This window comes from Streptomyces lydicus (assembly GCF_004125265.1).
Lineage (GTDB): Bacteria > Actinomycetota > Actinomycetes > Streptomycetales > Streptomycetaceae > Streptomyces > Streptomyces lydicus_C.
The window spans coordinates 47,766-69,478 of sequence record NZ_RDTE01000002.1; the positions used below are offsets into that span (position 1 = coordinate 47,766).

24 protein-coding genes are annotated in these 21,713 nt (G+C 70.6%); 19 read left to right on the forward strand and 5 right to left on the reverse strand.

The features are described 5' to 3' along the window. The first annotated feature begins 13 nt into the window (after positions 1–13). From D9V36_RS02720 to D9V36_RS02765, 10 genes are all read left to right on the forward strand, one after another. On the forward strand, positions 14–871 hold the full coding sequence (locus D9V36_RS02720; protein ID WP_129292319.1) for a DUF4097 family beta strand repeat-containing protein: 858 nt from the start codon (positions 14–16) through the stop codon (positions 869–871). A gap of 121 nt (positions 872–992) precedes the next feature. Then, positions 993–1,244 carry a hypothetical protein gene (locus D9V36_RS02725; RefSeq protein ID WP_129292320.1) on the forward strand — a complete coding sequence of 84 codons (252 nt, stop codon included), beginning with the start codon at positions 993–995 and terminating at the stop codon, positions 1,242–1,244. Positions 1,245–1,351: 107 nt separating this feature from the next. Further along, positions 1,352–1,837 (forward strand): AAA family ATPase, encoded by a 486-nt coding sequence (locus D9V36_RS02730; RefSeq protein WP_129292321.1) that lies wholly within the window; start codon positions 1,352–1,354, stop codon positions 1,835–1,837. Positions 1,838–1,910: 73 nt separating this feature from the next. Beyond that, entirely contained in the window at positions 1,911–2,693 is a 783-nt protein-coding gene (locus tag D9V36_RS02735) for a hypothetical protein (RefSeq protein ID WP_129292322.1), read from the forward strand. A 78-nt stretch (positions 2,694–2,771) separates the two neighbouring features. Further along, positions 2,772–3,185, forward strand: coding sequence for an NUDIX domain-containing protein (locus D9V36_RS02740; RefSeq protein WP_431357635.1), 414 nt, complete (start codon positions 2,772–2,774; stop codon positions 3,183–3,185). Positions 3,186–3,348: 163 nt separating this feature from the next. Then, the gene (locus D9V36_RS02745) at positions 3,349–4,026 is read left to right on the forward strand and encodes a GGDEF domain-containing protein (protein ID WP_129292324.1); all 678 of its coding nucleotides are present in this window, start codon (positions 3,349–3,351) and stop codon (positions 4,024–4,026) included. Then, on the forward strand, positions 4,023–4,481 hold the full coding sequence (locus D9V36_RS02750) for a hypothetical protein (protein ID WP_129292325.1): 459 nt from the start codon (positions 4,023–4,025) through the stop codon (positions 4,479–4,481). The genes D9V36_RS02745 and D9V36_RS02750 overlap by 4 nt, the downstream gene beginning before the upstream one ends. Continuing rightward, entirely contained in the window at positions 4,478–4,819 is a 342-nt protein-coding gene (locus tag D9V36_RS02755) for a hypothetical protein (protein ID WP_129292326.1), read from the forward strand. Before D9V36_RS02750 ends, D9V36_RS02755 begins: the two co-directional genes overlap by 4 nt. Before the next feature lie 62 nt (positions 4,820–4,881). Then, positions 4,882–5,463: a hypothetical protein gene (locus D9V36_RS02760; protein ID WP_129292327.1), complete on the forward strand. Its 582-nt coding sequence runs from the start codon at positions 4,882–4,884 to the stop codon at positions 5,461–5,463. A 53-nt stretch (positions 5,464–5,516) separates the two neighbouring features. Then, positions 5,517–5,864 carry a hypothetical protein gene (locus D9V36_RS02765; RefSeq protein WP_129292328.1) on the forward strand — a complete coding sequence of 116 codons (348 nt, stop codon included), beginning with the start codon at positions 5,517–5,519 and terminating at the stop codon, positions 5,862–5,864. A gap of 281 nt (positions 5,865–6,145) precedes the next feature. Here the strand turns inward: D9V36_RS02765 and D9V36_RS02770 are convergent, their stop codons facing one another. From D9V36_RS02770 to D9V36_RS02780, 3 genes are all read right to left on the reverse strand, one after another. Further along, on the reverse strand, positions 6,146–7,063 hold the full coding sequence (locus D9V36_RS02770) for a hypothetical protein (protein ID WP_129292329.1): 918 nt from the start codon (positions 7,061–7,063) through the stop codon (positions 6,146–6,148). Further along, complete coding sequence (locus D9V36_RS02775) at positions 7,060–7,860, reverse strand: ParA family protein (RefSeq protein WP_129292330.1); 801 nt, start codon at positions 7,858–7,860, stop codon at positions 7,060–7,062. Before D9V36_RS02775 ends, D9V36_RS02770 begins: the two co-directional genes overlap by 4 nt. A 275-nt stretch (positions 7,861–8,135) precedes the next feature. Further along, entirely contained in the window at positions 8,136–8,603 is a 468-nt protein-coding gene (locus D9V36_RS02780) for a hypothetical protein (protein ID WP_129292331.1), read from the reverse strand. A 1,874-nt stretch (positions 8,604–10,477) separates the two neighbouring features. On the opposite strand from D9V36_RS02780, the gene mobF reads away from it, so the two are divergent. The 5 genes from mobF to D9V36_RS02815 all read left to right on the forward strand — a co-directional run bounded on the left by mobF (position 10,478) and on the right by D9V36_RS02815 (position 17,321). Next, positions 10,478–12,307: a MobF family relaxase gene (gene mobF, locus D9V36_RS02790; RefSeq protein ID WP_129292332.1), complete on the forward strand. Its 1,830-nt coding sequence runs from the start codon at positions 10,478–10,480 to the stop codon at positions 12,305–12,307. Between the two features lie 106 nt (positions 12,308–12,413). Continuing rightward, positions 12,414–12,998 carry a hypothetical protein gene (locus tag D9V36_RS02795; RefSeq protein WP_129292333.1) on the forward strand — a complete coding sequence of 195 codons (585 nt, stop codon included), beginning with the start codon at positions 12,414–12,416 and terminating at the stop codon, positions 12,996–12,998. A 41-nt stretch (positions 12,999–13,039) separates the two neighbouring features. Further along, positions 13,040–13,771: a hypothetical protein gene (locus tag D9V36_RS02800; protein WP_241720666.1), complete on the forward strand. Its 732-nt coding sequence runs from the start codon at positions 13,040–13,042 to the stop codon at positions 13,769–13,771. A 666-nt stretch (positions 13,772–14,437) separates the two neighbouring features. Next, complete coding sequence (locus D9V36_RS41715; protein WP_129292335.1) at positions 14,438–16,372, forward strand: pRL2-11; 1,935 nt, start codon at positions 14,438–14,440, stop codon at positions 16,370–16,372. A 136-nt stretch (positions 16,373–16,508) separates the two neighbouring features. Then, a complete protein-coding gene (locus D9V36_RS02815) occupies positions 16,509–17,321 on the forward strand; it encodes a hypothetical protein (protein WP_129292336.1) in 813 nt (270 codons plus the stop codon). A 129-nt stretch (positions 17,322–17,450) separates the two neighbouring features. Here D9V36_RS02815 and D9V36_RS02820 read toward each other — a convergent pair whose 3' ends face one another. Both D9V36_RS02820 and D9V36_RS42530 read right to left on the reverse strand, forming a co-directional pair. Beyond that, on the reverse strand, positions 17,451–18,023 hold the full coding sequence (locus D9V36_RS02820) for an HD domain-containing protein (protein WP_129292337.1): 573 nt from the start codon (positions 18,021–18,023) through the stop codon (positions 17,451–17,453). 14 nt (positions 18,024–18,037) lie between these two features. After that, positions 18,038–19,093 (reverse strand): helix-turn-helix domain-containing protein, encoded by a 1,056-nt coding sequence (locus tag D9V36_RS42530; RefSeq protein WP_277753376.1) that lies wholly within the window; start codon positions 19,091–19,093, stop codon positions 18,038–18,040. Positions 19,094–19,274: 181 nt separating this feature from the next. Between D9V36_RS42530 and D9V36_RS02830 the strand changes: the two genes are divergently transcribed. The 4 genes from D9V36_RS02830 (at position 19,275) to D9V36_RS02845 (ending at position 21,681) form a co-directional block, all read left to right on the forward strand. Further along, a complete protein-coding gene (locus D9V36_RS02830; RefSeq protein ID WP_206739583.1) occupies positions 19,275–19,673 on the forward strand; it encodes a DUF6415 family natural product biosynthesis protein in 399 nt (132 codons plus the stop codon). A gap of 114 nt (positions 19,674–19,787) precedes the next feature. Next, a complete protein-coding gene (locus D9V36_RS02835; RefSeq protein ID WP_129292339.1) occupies positions 19,788–20,186 on the forward strand; it encodes a hypothetical protein in 399 nt (132 codons plus the stop codon). After that, positions 20,183–20,881 (forward strand): DUF6875 domain-containing protein, encoded by a 699-nt coding sequence (locus D9V36_RS02840; protein WP_129292340.1) that lies wholly within the window; start codon positions 20,183–20,185, stop codon positions 20,879–20,881. Before D9V36_RS02835 ends, D9V36_RS02840 begins: the two co-directional genes overlap by 4 nt. Next, positions 20,797–21,681, forward strand: coding sequence for a protein kinase domain-containing protein (locus tag D9V36_RS02845; RefSeq protein ID WP_129292341.1), 885 nt, complete (start codon positions 20,797–20,799; stop codon positions 21,679–21,681). The genes D9V36_RS02840 and D9V36_RS02845 overlap by 85 nt, the downstream gene beginning before the upstream one ends. Positions 21,682–21,713 lie beyond the last annotated feature (32 nt).

A 21,713-nucleotide genomic window follows, 5' to 3' on the forward strand; every position in this document is an offset into this window, starting at 1 on the left:
CAAGGAGTCCACCTTGAGCACCTCCCAGACCTTCACCGCCACCGCCGCCGGCGCCCTGTGGACCGACATCATCAGCCACGTCGGCACCGTCAACGTCACCATCGACCCGACGCTGAAGAACACGGTCGTCACGGTGAGCACGGACGACGACGAAGGCCCCCTCGCCGACGCGGTGCGCGGTGCCACGCAGAAGGAGAGCACCTACCAGAACCTCAACTGCCTCACCGTCCGCCTCCCCGAGGTCCAGCGCAACACGATGACGATGGGCAACTCCACCTTCAGCTTCAACGGCGGCAACATGGTGGTCGGCCAGAACTTCGGCGTCGTCCGCGGCTCCGTGACCGGCATGACCATCAGCAACGGCGACGTCATCATCGGCGGCCGCAAGGTCGTCTCGAACGGCCGCGTCGTCGCCGAGCAGGGCACCGTCGTCAGCGGCGGCGCGATGGGCACCATCACCGTCGAAGTGAAGTTGCCCAGCGACCAGTCCTCAGTGCGGCTGGAGACCACCAGCGCCGACCTCACCGTCCACGGCGACCTCCAGGTCCTGGACGTCCGCTCCGTCTCCGGCGACGTCGAAGCCCGTGGCCTGCACACCCTGCGCGGCACCACCACCAGCGGCGACTTCGAGGTGGGCCGGGTCGACGCCCGCGTCGACGTCAGCTCCGTCTCTGGTGACATCGAGATCGGTGCGTACAACGGCACCGAGTTCCGCGCCAACACGGTCTCCGGCGACGTCCACGTCAGCGCGACCCCGGCGGCCGACGGCTCGATCGACGCCAGCACGGTCTCCGGCGACGTCACCACACGCGGCACGAGCCACCTGAGCGAACGCGTGAGCACGGTCTCTGGCAAGCACCGCCGCAGGTGACGTCGCCCCGGGGCGGCCGCCATCCCGGCCAAGGTCCGCCGGCCGCCCCGGGCCTCCCAGCCCGCTCCAAGCAGGAGCAGGGGGCAGACACATTGTCCCTCAACTCCGACTGGAGCCAGCCATGACCCCGCGCCCCGACGACCAGGCCCGCAACGAGCTGCGCGACCTGGTCGCCCAGGCCAACGAGCGCCGCGAGAAAGAGCACGAGCGCATCGAGACCGATTTCTGGCAGGAGACCGACCGCCTGCAGAAGCGGTACCACGGCGCGCAGCAAGACATCGCCGACGTCCTCGGCGTCAAGCGCAACCAAGTCCTGAGGCAGACCAAACGCTACCGGGCTGTCGACCAGGACGCCGGCACCGCCGCCGACTAACCCGCGCCCGCCGCTTCCGGCTCCGACTCCCGAGCCGGAAGCGGCCCCGCGAAGGTCAGCGGCGGTGCCCGCCACCACCTGTGCTTCTCACCCCGAAACGGAGCCTGATGAACCCGCTGAACCTCCCCGTCGACGCGCTGTGTGCCCTGATCGGGCCGCCGGGCTGCGGAAAGTCGACCTTCGCCGCCCGCTACCCCGACAGCTGGCGCGTGTCCCTCGACTCCTACCGGCGCCTGGCCACCGACTCCGAAATCGACCAGTCGGCCACCCCGGTCGCCGTCGAGATCCAGAACCTGCTCCTGGACGCCCGGCTCTCCCGAGCCCTGCCCGTCCTGGTGGACTCCACCAACATCCACCCGCACGTCAGGGCCGGGCTCATCGCCCGCGCCCGCTACTGGCAGCGCCCCACCGTCGCGGTCCTCTTCGACGTGCCGCTGGCCACGGTGGAGGCGCAGAACGCTGGCCGCGACCGCATGGTGCCCGTGCACATCGTGCGCGAGCACCACCAGCTCCTGCCCACCGCCGACCAGCTGCGCGCCGAGGGCTTCACGGAGGTGTACCTGGCCTCAGACCTCACCACCGGCACTACCTGACCAGGCACCGTGCCGCCCCGACCACGGCCGGGACGGTGCGGTGCCCCGTCAGTCCGCCCGACACGGAGGAACCATGGCACGCAGCACCCGACCCCTCTACATCGCGACCCGGCCCGACGGCACGGTCCCGCCCACCAGCAGGGCCCTGGCCGAGTACGCCCGCCAGTCGGGCGAGACCATCCCGACCGTCAACCTCGCCGACCACATCAGCGAGACCGTCGACCACCCCAGCCCCGGGCGCAAGTGGTACACGGACAAGCCGTTCAGCTACTTCCACATGTACAGCCAGCCCGGCGAGATTCTGGAGCGCGTGGAGGGCTGGCCGGTGCTGCTGTTCGCCGTCGAGCCGCTCGGCGAGACCGGCAACTGGAGCGCCCATCACCCGTACTGGCTGATGTCCCACCAGGTGCGCGTACTCGACGAGGCCCCCGCATGGCGGGCCCTCGGGCACCGCGGCCAGCAGGTCCTCAACCTCATCGACCAACTGCCCAGCCTCGCCCGGCAGTGGGCCGACGAATGGGCCGCCGACCCGGACAACTCCCGCCAACGGTACGACGCCTGGAGCGAGCGCGTGACCGACAACCGCGCCCGGCAGCGGGCACACCACCGGGCCCAGACCTGCCGACGCAAGGCCGCCTTCATCACCGCCGACGCGCTCGCCCGCACCGCAGCCGTGAAGGCCGCGACTGAAGCCGGCGCCGCCCCCGACACCGTCAACACGATCCGCCTGCGCGCCCGCTGCCTGGCCGTGGGCGAACTGCTCCACGACCGGCTCCGCTCGGGCGAGTACGAGAAGTCGATTCGCGAACTGCTCCTCGGTGCCGGACTCGACACGGCCGCTTCCGCGGCCAGCTGACGTTCCGTGCTGTCCCGGTCGGCTGGCCGGGACAGCACGGCCTTGGCCAACGCCTTTTCGAGACCAGGAGACACCGTGATCACCGACACCGCCGACGAGACGATTCGCTACACCGCCGACGTCGTCCTACTCGCTGCTGGACACGTCCTGCTGATCGAGCGCGGCTGGGACCCGTACGCGGGCTGTTGGGCCTTGCCCGGCGGTCATGTGGGCGTCGGGGAGACCAGTCTTGCTGCTGCCGTCCGCGAGTTGGAGGAGGAGACGGGCATCACCGTCGCCACCACCGACCTCCGGCAGGTAGGCGCCTACGACGCCCCGGGCCGCGACCCCCGCGGCCGGTACGTCACCGTCGCCTACACCGCGACCCTGCCCTCGCCCCTCCCGCCGACGGCAGGGGATGACGCGACCACCGCTCGCTGGTGGCCGCTGGGCGATCTCCCGAGCCTCGCGTTCGACCACGCCGAGATCCTCGCGGGTGCCACGTCCAGCTGACCTGCCCGCGCAGCACGGCAGGCCGGACTCAAGAACCCCGGATAGCTGACACCGCAAGACCATCTACGAGCTGTAGATACACCCGAGGCAGGCGCACCAGGTCTGGAAACCGTCGCCTGCCTCGGGCTCACCCATCCCGCACAGACGAGAGGGAGAAACCAGTATGGCCTCCACCGTGCGCGTACAGGGCACGATCGGGCAACGCGCTCTGTTCATCACCAGCCTCGCGATCCCACTGACCGGCTGGACAGTGCACGCCGTCAGCCTGCACCGCAAGCTCACCGCCGCCCGCCGCGACCTGCTCACCGGCCTGCTCGGCCGCGACGGCTACACCACCCGGGCCCGGCAGATCGCCGACCGGTACCGCGGCGGTGCCCTGGTGGCCCTGGTCGACGTTGACCGCTTCAAGCAGATCAACGACACCTACGGGCACGCCGCCGGTGACCGTGTCCTGACCGCGACCGCCGACCGGCTCACCGCCTGGGCGGGCAGCCGCGGCGTGGTCGGCAGGCTCGGGGGCGACGAGTTCGCCGTCGCGGTCCGGATCGGACCCGGCCGCCGCGAGCTCAGCCTCGCCCAGCTCACCGGGCTGCTTGCGCAGCCGGTGGAGGTCGACGACGGCGCCCTGGTCGACGTTGCCGCGTCGGTCGGCGCGGCCTCCCCCGACGTCCTCGGCACGACGGACCTCGCGTTGCTGCAGCGGGCAGCTGACGCCGCGATGTACGCGGGCAAGCACAGCGGCCGCGCCGTCCTCGCCGGCCCTCAGCACACCGCCGTGCCGTCCATCAACGGCCGCCGAGCCGGACGGCCGGGCACCAGCACCCTGGGGCGTGCCGCATGAGCGACACCACCACCGCTGACCCGGGTACCTGGATCCGGGGCATCACGATCCGCCAGCCCTGGGCGACCTGCATCCTCGAGGGGAAAGACATCGAGAACCGGCCCCGCCCCTGGTCCTGGCGCGGCTGGCTGCTGCTGCATGCCGGGCAGGCCACGGAGCGGGCCCCGATGCGAGATCCGCTGGTCGCCACCGCGATCCGCGGCCGCACCCTGCACGCCCGGGCCGTCATCGGCGCCGCCCGCCTCACCGACTGCCACCAGGACGCCGCCGGCGCCGCCTCGTGCTCCCGCTGGGCACAGCCCGGCGCGTTCCACCTGGTTCTCGCCGACGTCCAGGAGCTGGCGCTGCCGATCCCGTGGCTGCACGGCCAGCTCGGGCCGTGGCGCCCGCCGCAGGACCTCGTGGACCAGGCCCTCCTTCAGCTCCCCCACCTCGCTCCGGAGGGCACCTCATGAGCGGCAACCGCACCGGCGTCCCGCAGCCGCCGACGTTCATCGCGGCCGACGACCGCATCCCCTCCCCCGAACCCGAACAGGAGACGAAGCCCATGGCCCGCATCAGCGTGAAGATCTCCCCGCTCCACCCGGACGGCACCGAGTGCACCCACGCAGTCCGTCCCTCCGGCAAGCCTCGCGATGCCGACTCCGGCTGCGCCGGCCGCCACAACTACGCCGTGGTGTGCAGCGCCTGCGGCCCGGTCGGCGAGCCGCACGGCCTTCGCGTCCTCGCCGAACCGGCGCAGAGCGCGCACCGCGACAGCCACAAGGCCACGCCCGCCCCGACCACCCGCTGACCCCACCCGCCCGGCCGCCGGGACCACCACGGTCCCGGCGGCCCCGTCGAATGTGAGGACCGATGCCCACCCCCGTCTTCGACCAGTTCACCCGCCGCACCGCCGACGTCACCGCCCAGCTCACCACCCTCGGCATCCCGCTCACCGCGCCGATCCCACCGCCCGCCGAACCCAACCCAACCGACCCGTGGGCCAGCAGCTACACCGTCCCGGTCGACCGCTCCACCCTCGCCTGGTGCACCGCCGTCCAGATGCTCGCCGACCACCACCACACCGGCATCGACCGCCAGGCCCTCGCCGCCGACGCGCTGCTGCGCGAGCTCGGAATCCGTGGCCTCGCCCAGCTCCACGGCGCCCCCGTCGACTACCGCTTCACCCGCTGCCCGTACTGCTCCGGCGTCGGCGAGGACCCCACCCAGCCGACCTGCGTAGAAGTCGGCTGCCCACCGCAGTACGAGTTCGTCGGCCACGATCACCTGTGCCCGGTCTGCCACGGCGACGACTACCAGCCCCAGTGGTTCGCCGAAGAGCACATGACCGAGCTCGAGGAACTGCTCGCCGACGCCATCGCGAAGAGCGAGGAGCGAGCCTCCCTCCGCTACCGGATCCGGACACTGCTGCGCCGCCGGACGGTGCGCACGTGACCGCTCGCTATCGCCGCTGCGGACATGGCACCGGCCCCCTGCAAGGAGGCGGCATGACGTTCACCGACCCTCTGGTGCTCGACGGGTTCCTGGATGAGCCGACCATGCCCGGCGATACCACCGGATCGACCGCACGGTTCCGCCTCACCGTCTCCCCCACCAACGACGTCACGGACGACTTGGTCCTGCCGTGCAGAGTCGCCGACCCAGAGATGGCCCACGCCGTGCTCAACGACCTGGCCCCGGGAGACCAACTCCGCATCACCGGCTACCTACACCTGCCGCGCACCCGGACGGAGCCGATGTTCCTGGCCGTCAGGGAGCTGCACGTCCTGGAGTCCGCGCTGTTGCTGGACGAGACCGCCCTACCCGCACTCCGGCTCGTCACCAACCCCACCTGAGCACAGGAAGCGGCCCTCGTCGCCCGGACCTTGATCCGGGTGGAGGGGGCCGCTTTTTGCGTTGAGGTTCGGCTCGGTCCACTCCCGCGGCAAAGTGCGCATGTCTCGGCGCGCTCCCCACGTAGGGCCTACGGCACGACGTGAGGCCGTCTGATGCTGATCGAAGCCCTGTCCCCGGCGTATGCCGGGGACAGGGCTTTCGTATCTCAGGGACGCCGCGATTGTGACGGGTGTCAGCGGGCTGTCGAGAGGTCAGAAATTTCTGACCTCCGTCCCGGCTGTCAGGTGGAGGCGGCTTCGGTCTGCTCCGTCCCTGCGGCAGCAGCGCGGTTGGCGGCGGCCAGCCGCTTTACGGCACGCTGCATCTCGGTCTCCAGGCGCTCCAGGTGCTCGCGAGTCGCGGCTGGGTCGGCCTCCAAAGCAGCCTGTACCGCAGCCGGCGCGAGAGGAGAGTGGACGCGCTCCCTGAGCGAAGCGGCCGCTCGCTCCAAGGCTGCGATCGCGGCGGGCACCGGAGGCGTCGACGGGAGGTCAGAAATTTCTGACCTCTGCTCCTGCGCAGGAATTGAAGGCGTGGCCAAGTCCCTTGCGATCGAGGTGAGCAGTGAGGCAGTCGGCCGCTTCTTGCCTTGCTTCGCGGCCTGCGCCAAGCCCTCGCTCATCACGACCTGGGCAAACTCCAGGCCCTGGCTGTCGATCACCTCCGCCATCACCTTCCGGGCCGACGCTCGCGTCAGGTACTGCGTGTGTTCGGCCCCCAGCTCGCTGATGGCCCGGATGCGAGCCGCGTCCTGCAGCAGCTCGAACACGTACTTCGGTTCGACGTCGAGCGCGCCCGCCGCCCACAGCGAGAAGTTGGTGTGGCCCGCCACCAGGTGCAGCTCGCGCTCCTGCGCGACCTCCAGCAGCACCGCCTTGTTCAGGACGGTGAAGTCCTCGGCACGCTTACCGGCGAGGTCGATCTCATGCAGGCGCTCGGTGATGTAGGCCAGCTGCTCCTCAGGAGTGCCGGTGATGTCTTCGGCGCTGAGAACTCGACCACGGGCGAAGACGCTGATCTCCTGGCCGTCGAGCAGGCCCTGCTTCGAGACGTCTGTCGCTGCACGCTTCTGCAGCTCAGCAGGGACGGCGGGGTCGACTGACGAGTCCGCTGCCTTCTTCAGGCGGCTGGCACCTGCTGCGATCAGCTTGTTGCTCACGCTTCCACTCCTGATGCCGTGAGGATCCGGTCGTACACCTCGGTGAGCACCTGCGCCTCACGGCCGGGCGCATCGGTGATCGGCACGCACGCGAATCGGGTCTGCTGCCGCACCGAGTGCCGGGGGATCACCAGGTCGTCCCGATAAAGAGGCCCGTAGGTGTCCGCGAGATAGGCCCCTATGGCGTCCTTCAGCGTGTTGCGGCCCCCTGGCACTATCGACGGGATGATCCCGACCACCCTCAAGTCCGGGTTCATGCCCAGGTCCTTGACTAGCTTGATCGTGTTCAGAGCTTCCTCTGTGCCGATACGGCCATCCTCGTCCAGCGTCGCCGGGATGAGCACGTCTGTGGCCGCTACGAGAGCGGACGTCACCAGCTTCCCGCCGGCCCGGGGCGGCAGATCCAGAATCCCGACCATGTCAGGCCCGATCACGCCCTTCAGGCCCAGCCGCAGCCGGAACTCCAGACCGACAGCCACGTTGTCGGTCTCCCGGTTCGCGAGAGCCCGCTCCGCTGCAATGACCTGTACGTCCGACCATGCCTTCGAAGCTGGAGCGAACGCATCCGCGGCTAGACCGGTCTCTCCCTGGGGATCCAGTGCAAGTAGATCGTTCATGGAGAACGCGGGCGCTTCGTCGACTGAAATGCCCAGCTCTGCCGTGAAGGTACCCCGCGGGTCGAGATCACCCGCAATGACACCGAGCTTCCGCTTCCGAGCGGCCGCGACCAAGCCCGCGGACAGAGCGCTCTTGCCCACGCCGCCCTTCTCGCTGTACACCGCCAGCACTCTGCTCATGTCACAACCTTCAGTCGATACGCCCAACTCACGAGGGGAAGAGTATCGGCAGGCAGCCCGGAATCCAGGGGCGGCTGGTGCCTGACTGCCTGGGCGATCATCAACAGAAAATCACGATGGAGCCTTCTCCCCAAGCCGTCGTCTGCGCACTGCGCCCAAGTTGCCACCAGAGGAATGCACTTGAGACGGCCCAGCCCCGACAACGCGTCTATCCCCGGCCCAGGGAGACCGCGCTTCCTGCCTTGTGTGCCGGCACAGGTTCGCTGAACGGCGGGTCAGCTGGCTGCTGCCTCTGCCGTGAGGCGGGTCCGCTTCTCGGCACGCGGTTCGGCCTTCCAGCCGGGCAGGAGCGCCGACAGCATCGGGTCGCTTTCGATCTTCTGCTGGGTAAGCCGTATGCCTTCGTCGATGAGCGCGTCCCACTTCTCTGTGGCTAGCTCGACGCGGCAGGGCAAGTCCTGGATGATCTTCTCGTCCACGGTCAGGTAGTTCGACGCCCGCCTCCCGGCCCCACGGGCCGCAGGCACGTAGGCGTCGGCGCCGGCCTGGTCAGGAAGCAGGGAGATGAGGACCGCGTCCCCGTCCTCAGCGATCCTTCGGGCCGCCTTGTGGGCTGCCGAGACCTCCGCCTTGGAAGGATCCCGTTCCAACACCTCGATCAGGGTGCTGCGGATACTGACTGTGTCCCGGCTGGCCAGCGCATTCTGCAGGGCCTGGTGGAAGGTCTCCGTCATCGATGTCATGACCGCGATTGTCACGACTGGCTGGCCCGGGACCGTGCGCTTGAGGGCGGCGCCCGGTGTGTGTTCCCCCGTACGGCAGATACGTACGGGGCGTCGTCGCCGACTGTTTGCCGGGAGATCGTGCGAATTCCCCACGGACTCTGAACACCCATCTACCAGTCCCTCTGGACGGGCTGATCTGGCAGAGCCACTGGAAACTGCCCGTCGACGCGGCGTATCTGGCAGCCATAGACCGCGATATGGACCGGGCCAGGCCGGGACGGAACAGCCCCGTGCGCAGGTCGGGGACGAAGGAGTCGAAGACGACGTGGTGGAAGCGGCGGCGTTGGGCGGGGGTGAGGTGCTGGAGGTCGGTGGTGAAGCGGGGAGTCTCGAAGGTGGGCACGGTGGTTTCCTTCGGGCAGCACGACGAAGCCCGCGGCGGTTGCCGGGGGCTGAGAGGTGTCTCGCTCGGGTTGGAGGGGTTCGGTGACGTGGTGCGGGCGGAGCGTCTTTGGCCGTCGTGTGGGGGAGCAGTACATGGGTGTGCGCTTCTTGACGGCAGAGTCGTCTGCTGTCTGGCTTCGTTCATCTCTAGGAGCAGCACTTGTCGACGGGTTCCGGAGGTAGTTGGTGATCAACAGGCTCGTGAATGTCGAGCAGAAATGACGGCAGTGACCTGGCCGTCGGTAGCGGCAGAGGCCAGAGCCTTTTTGGTGGAGACGAGCGGCTCACCGCCGGTAAGGATGGAACCCGACCTCGTGACCGACGAGCGACTTGGTGGTGTTCTCGACGAGCTTGTCCGCGGGGAGCCGCTCTTCCACCGACCCGAGGTCGGAACGACAAGGGCTGATCTTGAGGCCATGACTGCGCCGGACTTGAGCTGGCCCGTAGGGGCGGGCGCGGGGAGCTCCCATCCCGTCTGATCGACCCAGGCAGAGCCGACCAGACGGGGCGGGAGGTGGGTGTGCGGTGGAGGCAGATGGAGCGTCACGCCGAAGTCATACCGGGGATGCGCCGCGGTCATGGCCGGTCCCCCATGTTGGTGGAGGCATCCATGTATCCCATCCGCCGAAGGGGGCATCATGGCGACGGGCTTTTGGAAGCGACCCCGCGCGATGGGCTTGTACGGCCTAGCCGCGGCGCTCCTCGGAACGGCAGGCGTGATGAGCGTGGAGGCAACACCTCAAACAGCGAATGCTGTGACTCCAACAGAGAAAGCTGCGATGACATCGTCGAGCTCGGCGCCGGACGTGCGATGCAGGCTAAGGATCGTCACCCGTTACTCGGCCGGCGACTCGGCCACCACCACCGGCGGAACAGAGAACTTCAAGGGCTACATATGGTGGCCGCCGGGCTGCAGGTCACATCGGACGGTCGTCCGCCCCCCGATAGTCATCAGGCCTTCCTGACCATCCTCCACGACACGTTGTACTTGCGCTCAAACTCGCGCATTTTTATACCTGTGCGGTGATCATGCCGGATCGCCGCGTACAGCTCCACCTACGAAACATCCGCGGTATGACATGACCAGGACCTTTCGCCAGGAGCACCCCGATGTGGCCCTGGCAAGTACCCCAGTGCCGTCGAAACTCGTGAACATCACCCGACCATGGATCTGGGTGCCTCCCAATCCCATGAACAACTGGCGGCACTACTCGTGAACAAAGCCAGCTGTCGGTTGTTGGGGTGTGTGAGGCGTGGGTGGCTGGTCGCCGCGCAGCATTTGCATGGCCCTCTGTAGGGGCGCAGGGAGCGAAAGACGGTGCCCGTAGGGCGGGCGCGACGTGGCTGCCGGCGCCCGTCGTGCGGGATCGGGCGTGAAGTTCCGATGAACCCTCCCGCCCCACGGGATTGCGCTTTTTTGCAGGTCAGAGCCGGTGTCCCCTGTGGGTATGTTGAGCGTTGCGAAGGTCCAGCCCGGGAACGCCTGGCGGTACTACCTGCGGGGTGTGGCCGTGGGCGACGGGGTTCGTCCGGCCCGCAAGCCTCTGACGGATGCCCAGGGCGAAGCCGGGCTCCCGCCCGGGGTGTGGATGGGCCGTGGCTTGCCCGCGCTCGGGCTCGCTGCCGGGCAGACGGTGACGGAGCGGCAGGCGGAGCTGCTGTTCGGGATGGGCCGGCACCCGGACGCCGACCGCATCGAGCGCGAGCTCCTGGAGGACGGTGCCGACCCGGCCACGGCGCGGCTGGCCACCGTCCTCGGGAAGCCGATCGAGGACATCAAGAACCCGCTGCTCGCGATCGACTTCGTGTTCCGGCCTCAGGCATCCCTGATCGTGTTGTGGGCCCTTGGAGACGACAGGACGCGCCGGATCATCGAGCGGGCGCACGAGCGAGCCGTCGCCGTGACCCTCGGCTGGCTGGAGGATGAGGTCGTGCAGACCCGGTGGGCGTCCGGCCGGAAACGTGCAAAGGCCCCGGCCCTGGTGGTCGCTTCCTTCAGGCACTTCGACAACCGGGACGGCTTCCCGCTACTCCATGACCACTGCCTGCTCCTCAACCGGGCGCAGCGCCCCGACGGAACCTGGAGCGCGCTCGATACCCGCCGCCTCTACCAGCACGTCGTGGCCGCCGGGACGCTCTACACCCTCACGATGACGACCGAGGTGTGCGAGGAACTGGGGCTGGCGACCGTGCCCCGCGAGGTGACGCCGGGCCTGCGCCCGGTGATGGAGATAGCCGGGGTCGACTCCGAGCTGATCGCCTGGTCCTCTACCCGCCGCCAGCGGATCGAGGACGCGCTGGAAGGCATCACCGACAAGTACGCGGCCAAGCACGGGCGGCTACCCGGCGAGCGCGGCCATAACGGCCTCGGGTGGTGGGCGGCGCAGAACACCCGCCCGGAGAAGAAGACCCCGCGCCCGCTCCACCAGCTGCGCGCGTGGTGGCGCGCGTCCGCGATCCTGCGCTTCGGGCAGGACCTGGTCGACGGACTCCTTCAACGCTGCCGGGCGGCCGGTGCAGCGATCCGGGCCCGGGTGGGCCCGCTAGTGGACACCGCGCTCGCCGCCGTCGACGTCGCCGCGGTCGTCTACACCGTGCGCCGCACCTTCGCCCGCCGCCATGTCCTGGCCGAAGCGCGCCGGCACCTGCTGGAGACGCTGCGCGGCCGCGCTCTCGCGCCCGGCCTGGACGACTACATCGCCGACGCGGCCCTCACCCGTCACTCCCGCCAGCTCACCATTACCCAGCCCGGCCGCCGGACCCCGGAGCCGGACCAGCTCACCTACACCGCCGACTTCGCCTGGCCCAAGCGCTGGTGGATCGCCGGCACCGACGGCAGACCGCCCCGGGAGTCGAGCAGGTACGAGCGCGCCCAGGTCGCCAGCCTCGCCGTGCAGAACGCGATCCGCGCCACCCGCACCGCACCCGCTCCCGCGCGGGACGGAGCCCCGACCGCGACCGCACCGCACGGCGTCGACCACCCAGACCGGGACGCAGCCCTCACCCCGGCGCAGCAGGCCGCCGCCGTCCATGCCCACCAGCAGGGCGCGATGCCGGAGCAGTTGGAGGACCGCACGACCGATCCGGCAACGTGGATGCGCTCGCCGGAGAATCTCGCCCGGTTCGCCGCCTACAAGCGCGACGCCGATGCCCGCCGCCGCGCCGTCGCCGACCGGCCGCACCCCGAGCAGCCGACCGACACGGCCAGTTCCGCCGACCAACGGCAGCACCACACACCCCGGCCGGACCAGGGCAGGGGAGCGGGCCGCGACCACTGAAGGGGATGGCAACCGGCCAGCGCATGGCTGATCTCCGCCTTCGCGCTGTCCCCGTCTCGGGGCGGATCGAGAATCGGGAAGTTGGCACCCGGCACGGGAGGAACCCTTGACCGACCTGCACGAACCGCTGGAACCGCTCGACAGCTACCCCGACGAACTGCCCCCGCCCCGGCAGCGCGGCGACGTGAACCTGGTGGGCCTGCTCAGCGTCGCCGACGACCTCGCCCGCAGCCTTTCGGCGCTGAAAATCCGGATGCAGCCACACAACCCGAAGACCTCGCTCGTCAGCCCCGAGAAGGCACGGGAGAACACGGAGAAGGAAGTCGACCGGCTCCTCGGCAAAGCCGTCTACCTCCAGCGCCACGCCCACGCCGCCATGCTCGGGCGGTGCGTGCTCGGTGCGGACTCCAAACAGGACTGCTCCACCGAGGGCGCCCACCTCCAGCTCAACATCTGGGACGACACCACCCGCCGGGACATCGTCCAAGACGGCACCACCGGCTGCGTCGCCCACACCGCCGAAGCCGCCCACCGGGCCATGGCCGATCCCGCCAGCCGCAAGATCCTGCTCGCCTTCGCCCGGGACGACGAAGGCACAGCCGTCTCCCGCGCCCTTGGACTCGAGCCGGCCGACACCGAGCAGTTCCTGCACCGCGGCCTGCCCCTGCGCCCCGACCACCGCATCTCCTGACCCCGCCGCCCACCGAGCACGGCCCGCATTGGAGCACCACGTTGACCTTCGAGCCAGTCGACCTGAACCTCACCGACCCGACGAAGGAATACCTGAACTTCGTCCTCTACACCGAGGCTCGCCTCGGCATCGCCTCGACGTCGCTGAACGCCGAGCTGGGCGTCGCGGCGTCCCAGACCGTGACACCTCACTTTCAAGAGTGGCTAAGCAGGCTGGTGCGCTGCGAGCCGAACGCGATGCACTGCACGCTCGTGGAGCCGACGAAGATCCCGGCCTTGTTCCACCCGTGCGTCACGGAGGACAAGGACAGCCCCTCAGCCATCTCCGGATCGGGCTGCGTGTGCCGCCGGACCTTCTACGACCCCGAGTTCGGGCTGCCCGTCGTGGGCGAGCACTTCAAGCACGTGGGCACCGGCGGCACAGACCAGTGGAGCTACAAGACGTACGCCCCGCTCGAACTACGCCCCGACGACATCTTCGACCGCTTCCACACGGGCCGCGGCCTGTTCTGGGCCCGGACCGACAAGGGCCTCCTGTCGATCCTGCCGCAGCGCCATGGCCTGGGTTACAACATCGGCTACAGCGGCGGCGGCCCGCATGCCCTGGCCGCCTACCTCACCCAGATCGTCAAAAACGACGGAGGAACCACGGCCGTCGGCGTCCCGTACGAGGACGCGCACCCGGCGATCGTCGCCTGGACGCAGAGTCCTGCGGCGGATCGCGGCACGAACGAGCTGTCGCTGAGCGACCTTCAGACCATGCTGGAGAGCTGACCGCCGTACACGCCGATGCCCACGGACCGGATGTCCGTGGGCATCGGCGTGTACGTCTCCGGGGCGCTGGTCCCGCTGCCGGGCCCGCCCTGCGGAACGGACCGCGAAGTCGCCGGGCCACCTGTCGGGATGCGACCAGCGGCCCGGCCCTGGAGCCGGCCGGGAGGGGCGAGGGTGGGGGACCGACCCCTTGAACACGGAGGCCCTGATGGTTGCCCCGGATTTGCCGCACCTGTCGCCGGAGCGTCTGGAGCACCTCCAGCAGCTCGCGGACGCGTCCCGGCTGCGGGCGGCGCTGTACCCGTCGCCGAAGCCGCCAGTCCGCCGCCGTTCACGGCAGTACCCCGGAGGCCGGCCGTGGCGCTCCGCACGCCAGCGCCGACGCCACCAGAGGTGAGTGCAGGCCCCCGACATTTGGTGCGCACCCGATCCGGTGGTGGCAGGGCCTCGCTGCGTGACGGTTGCGAGGCCCTGACCGGTCACGTGGGGGACGTGCGCTCCTTCAGCGAACGCGGCGTCACCAGGTCACCCAAGCCCGACGCCGGACTCGGGCGATACGCCCTGACCTGCGCGCTCGCCAAAATCTATCCACAGGCCAGAGCTTTTACGGTCGGTGTCCGCTTCCAGGCGTGAGGTGCCGGGACGCACACCGAAAGGGCACGGCCGATGGCACAGACGAAGTTCGACAAGCAGGTGGAAGAGACCGCCGAATCCATCGCGTTCGGCATCGGCCGGTTCCTGTCCGGCCGACCGATGGACGGGGTGAAGCGGACCGACGCGACGTTCTGGCGATCGGGCACCAGGGTCCTGCCGAAGGTCGAAGGCCGCGTCTCCCGTTCCTCCTACCGCGCCGGGTGGAAGCGTCTGACCTTCCGCATCAGCGCGCTGGCCGCCGCCGGTGCGGGCGGCTACCAGGCCGGGTGGGTTCACCAGGACGCCACCGTCGCCACCGCCCAGGAGATATGGGCCGACCCGGATCCTGCGCTCGCCGCGCTGGAGCAGACCGGCATCGCCGCGGCGTCGACCGCGGCCGTCGGGACCGCCGCGTACCTGATGCTCACCCGCAAGCGCCGGGAGCTGATGCGGGAGTGGGTGATCCCACTGCATGAAGCCCTCGCGCTGCCACTGAGGCTGCCGGAGCAGACCGACCCGCGCCGCTACCTCCACATCCCGCGCAACTTCTCCGAGGACGACGCGGTGATCCGCGTGGACGTGCCGGGCCGACTGGACTTCTCCAAGGACCTGGTCGCCGACATCATCGCCACCAAGCTCGCCCTGGAGGGCGTCACCTTCTCCTGGCACCTGGCGGGCCGCGAGACGTACGTGACGGTCAAGAAGACCCGCAAGCCCCCGGCCAAGGCCGCCTTCAAGGACCCCAAGGTGCGCGAGATGGTGGCCGCCGCCAAGGAGTCCGCGCCCATCATCGGGATCGGCTCCGCAGGGCGGATCGTCACCGTCGACCTGGACGCGGAGTCCCCGCACATCCTGGTCAACGCCTCCACGGGGGGCGGCAAGTCGGTGACCCTGCGGTGCATCGCCTGCCAGATGCTCCACCACGGCTCGCTCGTGTTCGTCCTCGACACCAAGCGGATCTCCCACCCGTGGGCCAACGGCATCGACGGTGTCACCTACTGCCGCGACATCGCCGACATCCACGACCAACTCATCGCCCTCGGCATGGAAGGCCGGCGCCGCACCCGCGTCGCCGACGAACTGGGCATCGACGCCGACCCCAAGGCCATCGGCCCGCGGCTGCTGATCCTCCTCGAGGAGGTCAACGCGACGATGAAGCAGCTGGCCCGCTACTGGGAGCGGATCCGCGAGTCCGGCGACCCGAAGGTCTCCCCGGCCGTCGACGCGCTCAACGAGATCCTCTACATGGGCCGCCAACTGCGCATGCACGTCCTCCTGGTCGCCCAGTCCGCCACCGCCCGCGCCCTCGGCGGCCCGGAGGTCCGCGAGCAGTTCTCCACCCGCATCCTCGCCCGCTACAGCGTCAACGCCTGGCGGATGCTCGCCCCCGAGGTCCACCCCGCGCCGAAGTCCACCAAGCACCCCGGCCGCGCCCAAGTCGTCAGCGGCGGCTCCGCGCGGGAGACGCAGGTCCTCTTCTTCACCGAGGCCGAAGCCCGCCAGTGGGCCACCACCGGCAAGAAGGCCGCGGCCACCGACCAGACCGGCCCAGTGCAGCTGCACAAGCCGCCCTCCGACTCCCTCGCCGACGCCTGGTCCACCACCGCCCCCGACCTCACGCCTGCCCCCGAGCAGCCCGCGAGCGGGGAACTGCTCGCCGAAACCTGGAACCCCACCCCGACTCCGGCTCCAGCCGCCGACCCGGGCGAGCCCGAAGCCGACACCACAGCGCCGCCGGCGGCCCCGGCCCCGGCCGACGACGACCAGGCGGTGGGACTGCGCCAGGCCGCCGAACACCACCTGCCCGGCATCACCCTGGCCGCGCTGCGCTTCGCCCGCGCCAACGACCCGGCCTTCCCCGGCTCGGCCGACAAGCGCGGCGCCGAACTCCTCTACCGCGTCGGCGCCCTCAAGAAGTGGGCCCGCAACCGGCCCCGCGCCGCCACCGGCACCACCGACCTCGACTGACCCCCGACGGGCGGCGGGTCGGAAATCCAACCCGCCGCCCGTCGATCCGGACCTGTCCGCTTTCGCCGACACGATCACCCCGGCCCTGGAGAGCAACCGGCTCACCAGGCATCACACAGAACAGGAACACCGCACCATGAAGAAGACCGCCCTCCCGAAGATGCTGAGCTTCTCCGCCCCCGACCTGCGCGAGCAGATAGAGGCGCTGCCCGAGGGGACCGCGCTCATCGGCATCAGCACCAGCGGGCAGGCCATCGCCGTCGACCTGGACGCCGAATCCCCGCACGTCCTGGTCTGCACCGCCAGCGGCGGCGGCAGCACCACCGTGCTGCGCTCCCTGACCGCCCAGTTCCTCCACCAGGGCGCCCACGCCCTGGTCCTCGACCCCAAGCGGATCTCCCACCTGTGGGCGAAGGCCCTGCCGACCGTGACCCACCGCGGCAACATCGCCGGCATCCACGACGCCCTGGTCCACCTCGCCGACGAACTGGCGCGCCGCAACAACCTGACCGACAGCGAGTTCGCCGACGCGCCGCGGCTCATCGTCTCGATGGACAGCGCCCACCACACCCTGCGCCAGCTCACCCACTACTGGAAGACGTTCCGCGATAAGGACGACCCGCACACGTCCCCGGCCGTCACCGCCCTCGAGGAAGCGCTGTGGACCGGACGCGCGGCCCGTGTCCACGTCATCCTCGACGGCACGCCCTCCTCCATGCCCCTCGGAGAGGCGTCCCGCGAGTTGTTCGCCACGATTGTCCTGGCCCGGGTCACGACCGGCACCTGGCAGCGCCTCGCCCCGTTTACCGAACCCGCTCCGAAGCAGAGCAGGCAGCCGGGCCGCGTCCACGTCGTCCAGCAGGACAGCACCCACGAGACCCAGGCGGTCTGGATGACCGACACCGACGTCGTCAACTGGCTCACCGACCCGACAGACAGCGACAGCTGACCCGGCGCCGGACACACCACGGGCCCCGGGGGGTCAGCCATGACACCCCAGGGGCCCGGCTCTATGGAGTCGCGCTGTCCAACGACGGCCCGGCCCCGGCGTCACGGACCGCGCCGGGACGGGTACCGGTCAGGGCAGGAAGTTCTTCTGCCACTGGAGCGAGTCCATGCTCAGCGCGGCGTCCGCAAGGGCCTTCGCGGACGGCGTCTTGAGCGAGGCGAGGCTGGTGTCGATCCAGTTCTGGGTGAGGCTGTAGCCCTGCTCCCGGTACTCCACCGCCTGGACCAGGCATTCGAGCTTGTCGGCATCGCGGGCGACGACCGCCTCCGGGGTTTCGCCGGCCTCGTACTCATCGACCGCGCTCTGCACCCCGGTGCGGACGGCCGGGTGGGCGTTGGCGACCTGGTCGGCGGTCACCTCACCGTTCGGGGCCGCCTTGATGTACCTCCGGCCGATGTGCGGGATGTCCCCGACCCGCGTCTCCTGGCTGTCGTGGAACAGGCACATCAGCGCGACCCGGGCCGGGTCGGCGCCCTCCATCATGGCGAGCACCGAGCCGATCACCCCGACGCGGAAGGAGTGCTCCGCCACGGACTCCGGGGCCTTGTTGCCGGTGAACCACCAGCCGGTCCGTGCGACGCGCTTGAGCACGCCCATCTCTGAGATGAAGCTCGCGGTGCCCTTGGCGGTGTCGTCGGCCATGCGGTCCTCCGGTGTCAGCGGTTGTGATCGAAAACGTAATGGACGTGGGCCAGCTCGCGCCGCGATCTCGCCGACAGCGCTGCCCCGTCCAGAAGTTGGCCGGCTTGCTCGTGCAGCGGCCCGGACAGCGGACCGGCGGCCTGCGCCAGCCACGGGAACGCGGTCAGCAGCGCCCACAGCGAGTGCGCGTACAGATCGACGTAGCCGGGTGCGAGGTGCAGGCCGCGGGCAAGTCCGCGCAGCAGGGTCACCGGATCCCAGCCCGACAGGTCCCGGTTCCGCATGAACGCGTCGTCCGGTTGCGGCAGCGGCAACGCCCCCAGCCACAGCGCCCAGTAGTTGAGGTTCGCGGCTTCCGCGGTGTCGTCGTCGGCCAGGGCGCGGTCGATGAAGTCCAGCAGCGGCTGCGGGTCTCCGAGGCGGGCGAGCGCGGTGGCGGTGGAGCGGGCCTCCGCCCAATGCGGCGACCAGCCCCGCCGGGCCAGCACGTCACGGCGCCAGTGGAGGGTGTGCGCGGTCCACGCAGCCGCGTCCGGCCCCCGGTCGTACGAGGAGAGGTAGAGCGCCTGGCGGTGCAGCAGCACCCCGCCCTCGCCCTGCTGGGCCGCCGCCTCGGTCGTGCCCCGCAGGTGGTCGAAGAACAGCGCCCGGTCCGCGGCCGCCAGCTGCGGCGCGACGGCGACCGGACCGCGCCGGGGCCGGGGTAAGCGTCCGGCGAGCGCCGGCGGAACGGTCCCGTTCAGCGCCCAGGCCAGCATGTGCGCGGTGTTCCGGGTGTGCACCCACCCGGCGAGCGGGTGCGGCCCGCCGACCTCGCCGTCCAGCCCGGCCGCGATGATCCGGTCCGCGTCCATCGCCGCTTCCAGCCACGGCACCAGCGCCACGTCCCCACCAAGCGCCGGCAGCCGCCTGCGTAGCTCCAGCAGCGCCCCGGCCCGCATGTTCGCCAACGGGCGCCGTCCCGACTCCCAGCCCTGCAGTGTCTCCACGTCCACGCCCAGGACCTCCGCCAGAGCGGCCTGCGTGCGTGGCATCGACTCGCGGACCAGGCGCAGCACGAACCCGCTCACCACACCTGCTGATGTTCGCCTGGGCCTGCCCATACCGGCCTGCTCCCCGGTCGCCCTGCGCACCGAAACCCGTACTCACGGTCAGTCCTACCGCATCCCGCCCGCCCCTACCGTCGGGATGCGGTCGATGTCCGACGAACAAGACCGTGCCGCCCGCGACCACCGACCCGGCGAGGCCCCGATGAGCAGCACACACCTGGTCCTCCACGACCCCGAAGGACGCCTCGACGCGGAACTCCCCCTCGACCGGGAGCTCCACAAGGCTCTGGTCAAAGCCGTGCTCGGGTGGACCGGCAACCCCGGCCTGCCGCCTGCGGACCTCCAGCAGATCGCCCTGCTGCTCACCGGCGCCGCCCGTGCCGTCGCCGCCGACGTCCGTCGCGCCGCGGACCTGCTGCCCGAAGACCACGCCGCCCGCGCCCTCGCCGACGTCGTCCTCGAGGAAGCCGACCGCCGCCTGTCCGTCCCGCCGGAAGGCACCGTGCGCTGCGCCCAGAACCGGGCCCGGCTCGTACGCGCTCTGTACGAGCGCCTCGACCGCCTCGCGAGCGTCGCACCCCAGGCCGTAACGGCCCCCTGAAACTGCCGCGCACCCGGCCGGGACCAGACCCCTCCGGGCGCGCGGCGCACCAGCACCACACCCCGGCCCAACCGGAGCCGGGGGCGCACCACTCGACACGAGAGGGGCACCACCGTGAGCACCGCAACCACCGAGCTGCGCCGGTTCCTGACCATCACCGGCCAGCGCTTCCGCACCGGCCAGTCCGCACCCGAGATGTTCTCCCCGGCCGTCGACGCGGCCTGGCACGACCTGCTCGGCACCCCCGGCTACGAGGCCCTGTGCCTGGAGACCGCCGGCCAGCCCATCCGCCACGTCGCGAACAACGGCCACGGCCCGATCGCCTGGGTCGCCGCCTACGAAGCCGCGTACGGGCCGCTGCCGGAGATCTGGTTCACCGACGCCGACGGCAACGTCGACCAGGGCGCCATCGCCCGCTACCGGGAGACCGGCACCGTGGTCGCCGAGTGGGACTGCAGCCCCGCCCTCGGCGACGACATCGCGCCCGACCAGCCGGAGACCGCCCGCCGGTGACCACCGGCCGCACCAGCGCAGCGCCCCGGCCCACCGCCGGGGCGCTGCGCCTCGTTGAGGCCAGCACCACTCGGCCGACATCCGTGGACATCACCGACTACACGAGCCAGATGACCGCCCACTGCCCCTACCTGGACCCTTCCCTCCAGCGGGGTCTGACGTCCTGGACGGTCTACCGCGCCGACGGCGACGCCGAAGCCGTCCAGGCGGAGCTCTTCCACGCGGGCGCCCAGGCTGCGGAGTGGCTGCGGCCCTTGCTGAACCGGCCGCACGGCCTTCTGCGGTGCGAGAACATCGTCCTGCTGGGCGACGTGCCCCACACCCGGCACCGTGACCTGCTCGCCTGGCCGCACTGGGTGCTGAAGAACCTCTACGGCCCGGTCGGGGTGATGTTCGGCAAGTTCTACGCGGGAGAAGAGGAAGTCACCGCGGCCGGCGACCGGATCCCGGCCGCTCCCGCCTCGTTCCTCCCCGTGAGGGCCGCCGTCCGTCGCCGCGACCCACGCTTCCTGAGCGCGACCCCCGACCTAGCCGCCGCGCTCGTCGCGGCCGACGACGACGGCCGCGACGTGTTCGAGCACATCCCCACCGAGTGGACGGAGATCCGCACATGGGCACAACACCTGCTCCCCCCGGCGAAGCCGTCGCCCTCCTCACCGGCCAGACCGGCGAGCCCACCGCCATCCACGTCCTGAGCGACCGGCGCGGCTCCCGGGCCTGGAAACTCCAGGGCCCCAAGCGTGCCGTCGCGCTGAAGGCCAACAACCCCGACGGCGACAACGCCCGGGACAAGGCCGCCGAGATGGCCCAGGAGGACGACCACCTCCTTCGCCTCACCGCCGCCAGCGCCGTCAGCCCCGACTACCGAGTGAGCGCCGGGACATGGGACGGCGGCCGGTGGCTTGCCGTCAACTGGATCGACGGCGTGCCCCTGTGGCGGGCCCTCGCCCTCGCCCGCGGCCCGGAAGGAGACCGCGCCTCGGTTCGCCTCTGGCTCGCGGGCATCGCCCGCACCTTCACGGAGCACCTCGCACTCATGCACGCCGCCGGGTGGGCCCACGCCGACGTCCAGCCGACCAACACCCTGGTCACCCACGAGGGTCACGCCGCCGTTATCGACTACGCCCTCGCCTGCGGCCCCGGCGACGGCCGCCGCGTCCCCTACCGGGGCGCGCTCACCCACACCACCGCCCCCGAGCTCGCCGCACAGATCCTCGACACCCCGGCCGACACCCACATCCAGGCACAGCCCTCCGCCGACATCTGGAGCCTGGGCGCCTCCCTGTTCTGGTGCTGGACCGGCCAGCGCCCCGTCGCCTACGACGACGACCTCGACCGGCTGGAAAAACTGGCCGCCATCGCCCGGGGCACCACCACCGCGCTGCGCGACGTCCGGCCGTGGCCCTTCCCCGAGTTCGAGGACGCCATCACCGCGTGCCTGGCCCCCGACCCCGCCGCCCGGCCCACCGCGAAGGAGCTGACCGCCGCATGGTGACCCTGCGCGCCCTGGCCCTCGACGACGCCCCC

Bases quoted from the DNA above. Each gene is read 5' to 3' on its own strand.
- D9V36_RS02830 (WP_206739583.1), top strand. From the start codon at position 19,275: ATGAGCAGCACACACCTGGTCCTCCACGACCCCGAAGGACGCCTCGAC.
- D9V36_RS41715 (WP_129292335.1), top strand. From the start codon at position 14,438: ATGGCACAGACGAAGTTCGACAAGCAGGTGGAAGAGACCGCCGAATCC.
- D9V36_RS02735 (WP_129292322.1), top strand. From the start codon at position 1,911: ATGGCACGCAGCACCCGACCCCTCTACATCGCGACCCGGCCCGACGGC.
- D9V36_RS02845 (WP_129292341.1), top strand. From the start codon at position 20,797: ATGGGCACAACACCTGCTCCCCCCGGCGAAGCCGTCGCCCTCCTCACC.
- D9V36_RS02725 (WP_129292320.1), top strand. From the start codon at position 993: ATGACCCCGCGCCCCGACGACCAGGCCCGCAACGAGCTGCGCGACCTG.
- D9V36_RS02775 (WP_129292330.1), bottom strand. From the start codon at position 7,860: ATGAGCAGAGTGCTGGCGGTGTACAGCGAGAAGGGCGGCGTGGGCAAG.
- D9V36_RS02820 (WP_129292337.1), bottom strand. From the start codon at position 18,023: ATGGCCGACGACACCGCCAAGGGCACCGCGAGCTTCATCTCAGAGATG.
- D9V36_RS02730 (WP_129292321.1), top strand. From the start codon at position 1,352: ATGAACCCGCTGAACCTCCCCGTCGACGCGCTGTGTGCCCTGATCGGG.
- D9V36_RS02755 (WP_129292326.1), top strand. From the start codon at position 4,478: ATGAGCGGCAACCGCACCGGCGTCCCGCAGCCGCCGACGTTCATCGCG.
- D9V36_RS02815 (WP_129292336.1), top strand. From the start codon at position 16,509: ATGAAGAAGACCGCCCTCCCGAAGATGCTGAGCTTCTCCGCCCCCGAC.
- D9V36_RS02765 (WP_129292328.1), top strand. From the start codon at position 5,517: ATGACGTTCACCGACCCTCTGGTGCTCGACGGGTTCCTGGATGAGCCG.
- mobF (WP_129292332.1), top strand. From the start codon at position 10,478: ATGTTGAGCGTTGCGAAGGTCCAGCCCGGGAACGCCTGGCGGTACTAC.
- D9V36_RS02750 (WP_129292325.1), top strand. From the start codon at position 4,023: ATGAGCGACACCACCACCGCTGACCCGGGTACCTGGATCCGGGGCATC.
- D9V36_RS02780 (WP_129292331.1), bottom strand. From the start codon at position 8,603: ATGACATCGATGACGGAGACCTTCCACCAGGCCCTGCAGAATGCGCTG.
- D9V36_RS02760 (WP_129292327.1), top strand. From the start codon at position 4,882: ATGCCCACCCCCGTCTTCGACCAGTTCACCCGCCGCACCGCCGACGTC.
- D9V36_RS02745 (WP_129292324.1), top strand. From the start codon at position 3,349: ATGGCCTCCACCGTGCGCGTACAGGGCACGATCGGGCAACGCGCTCTG.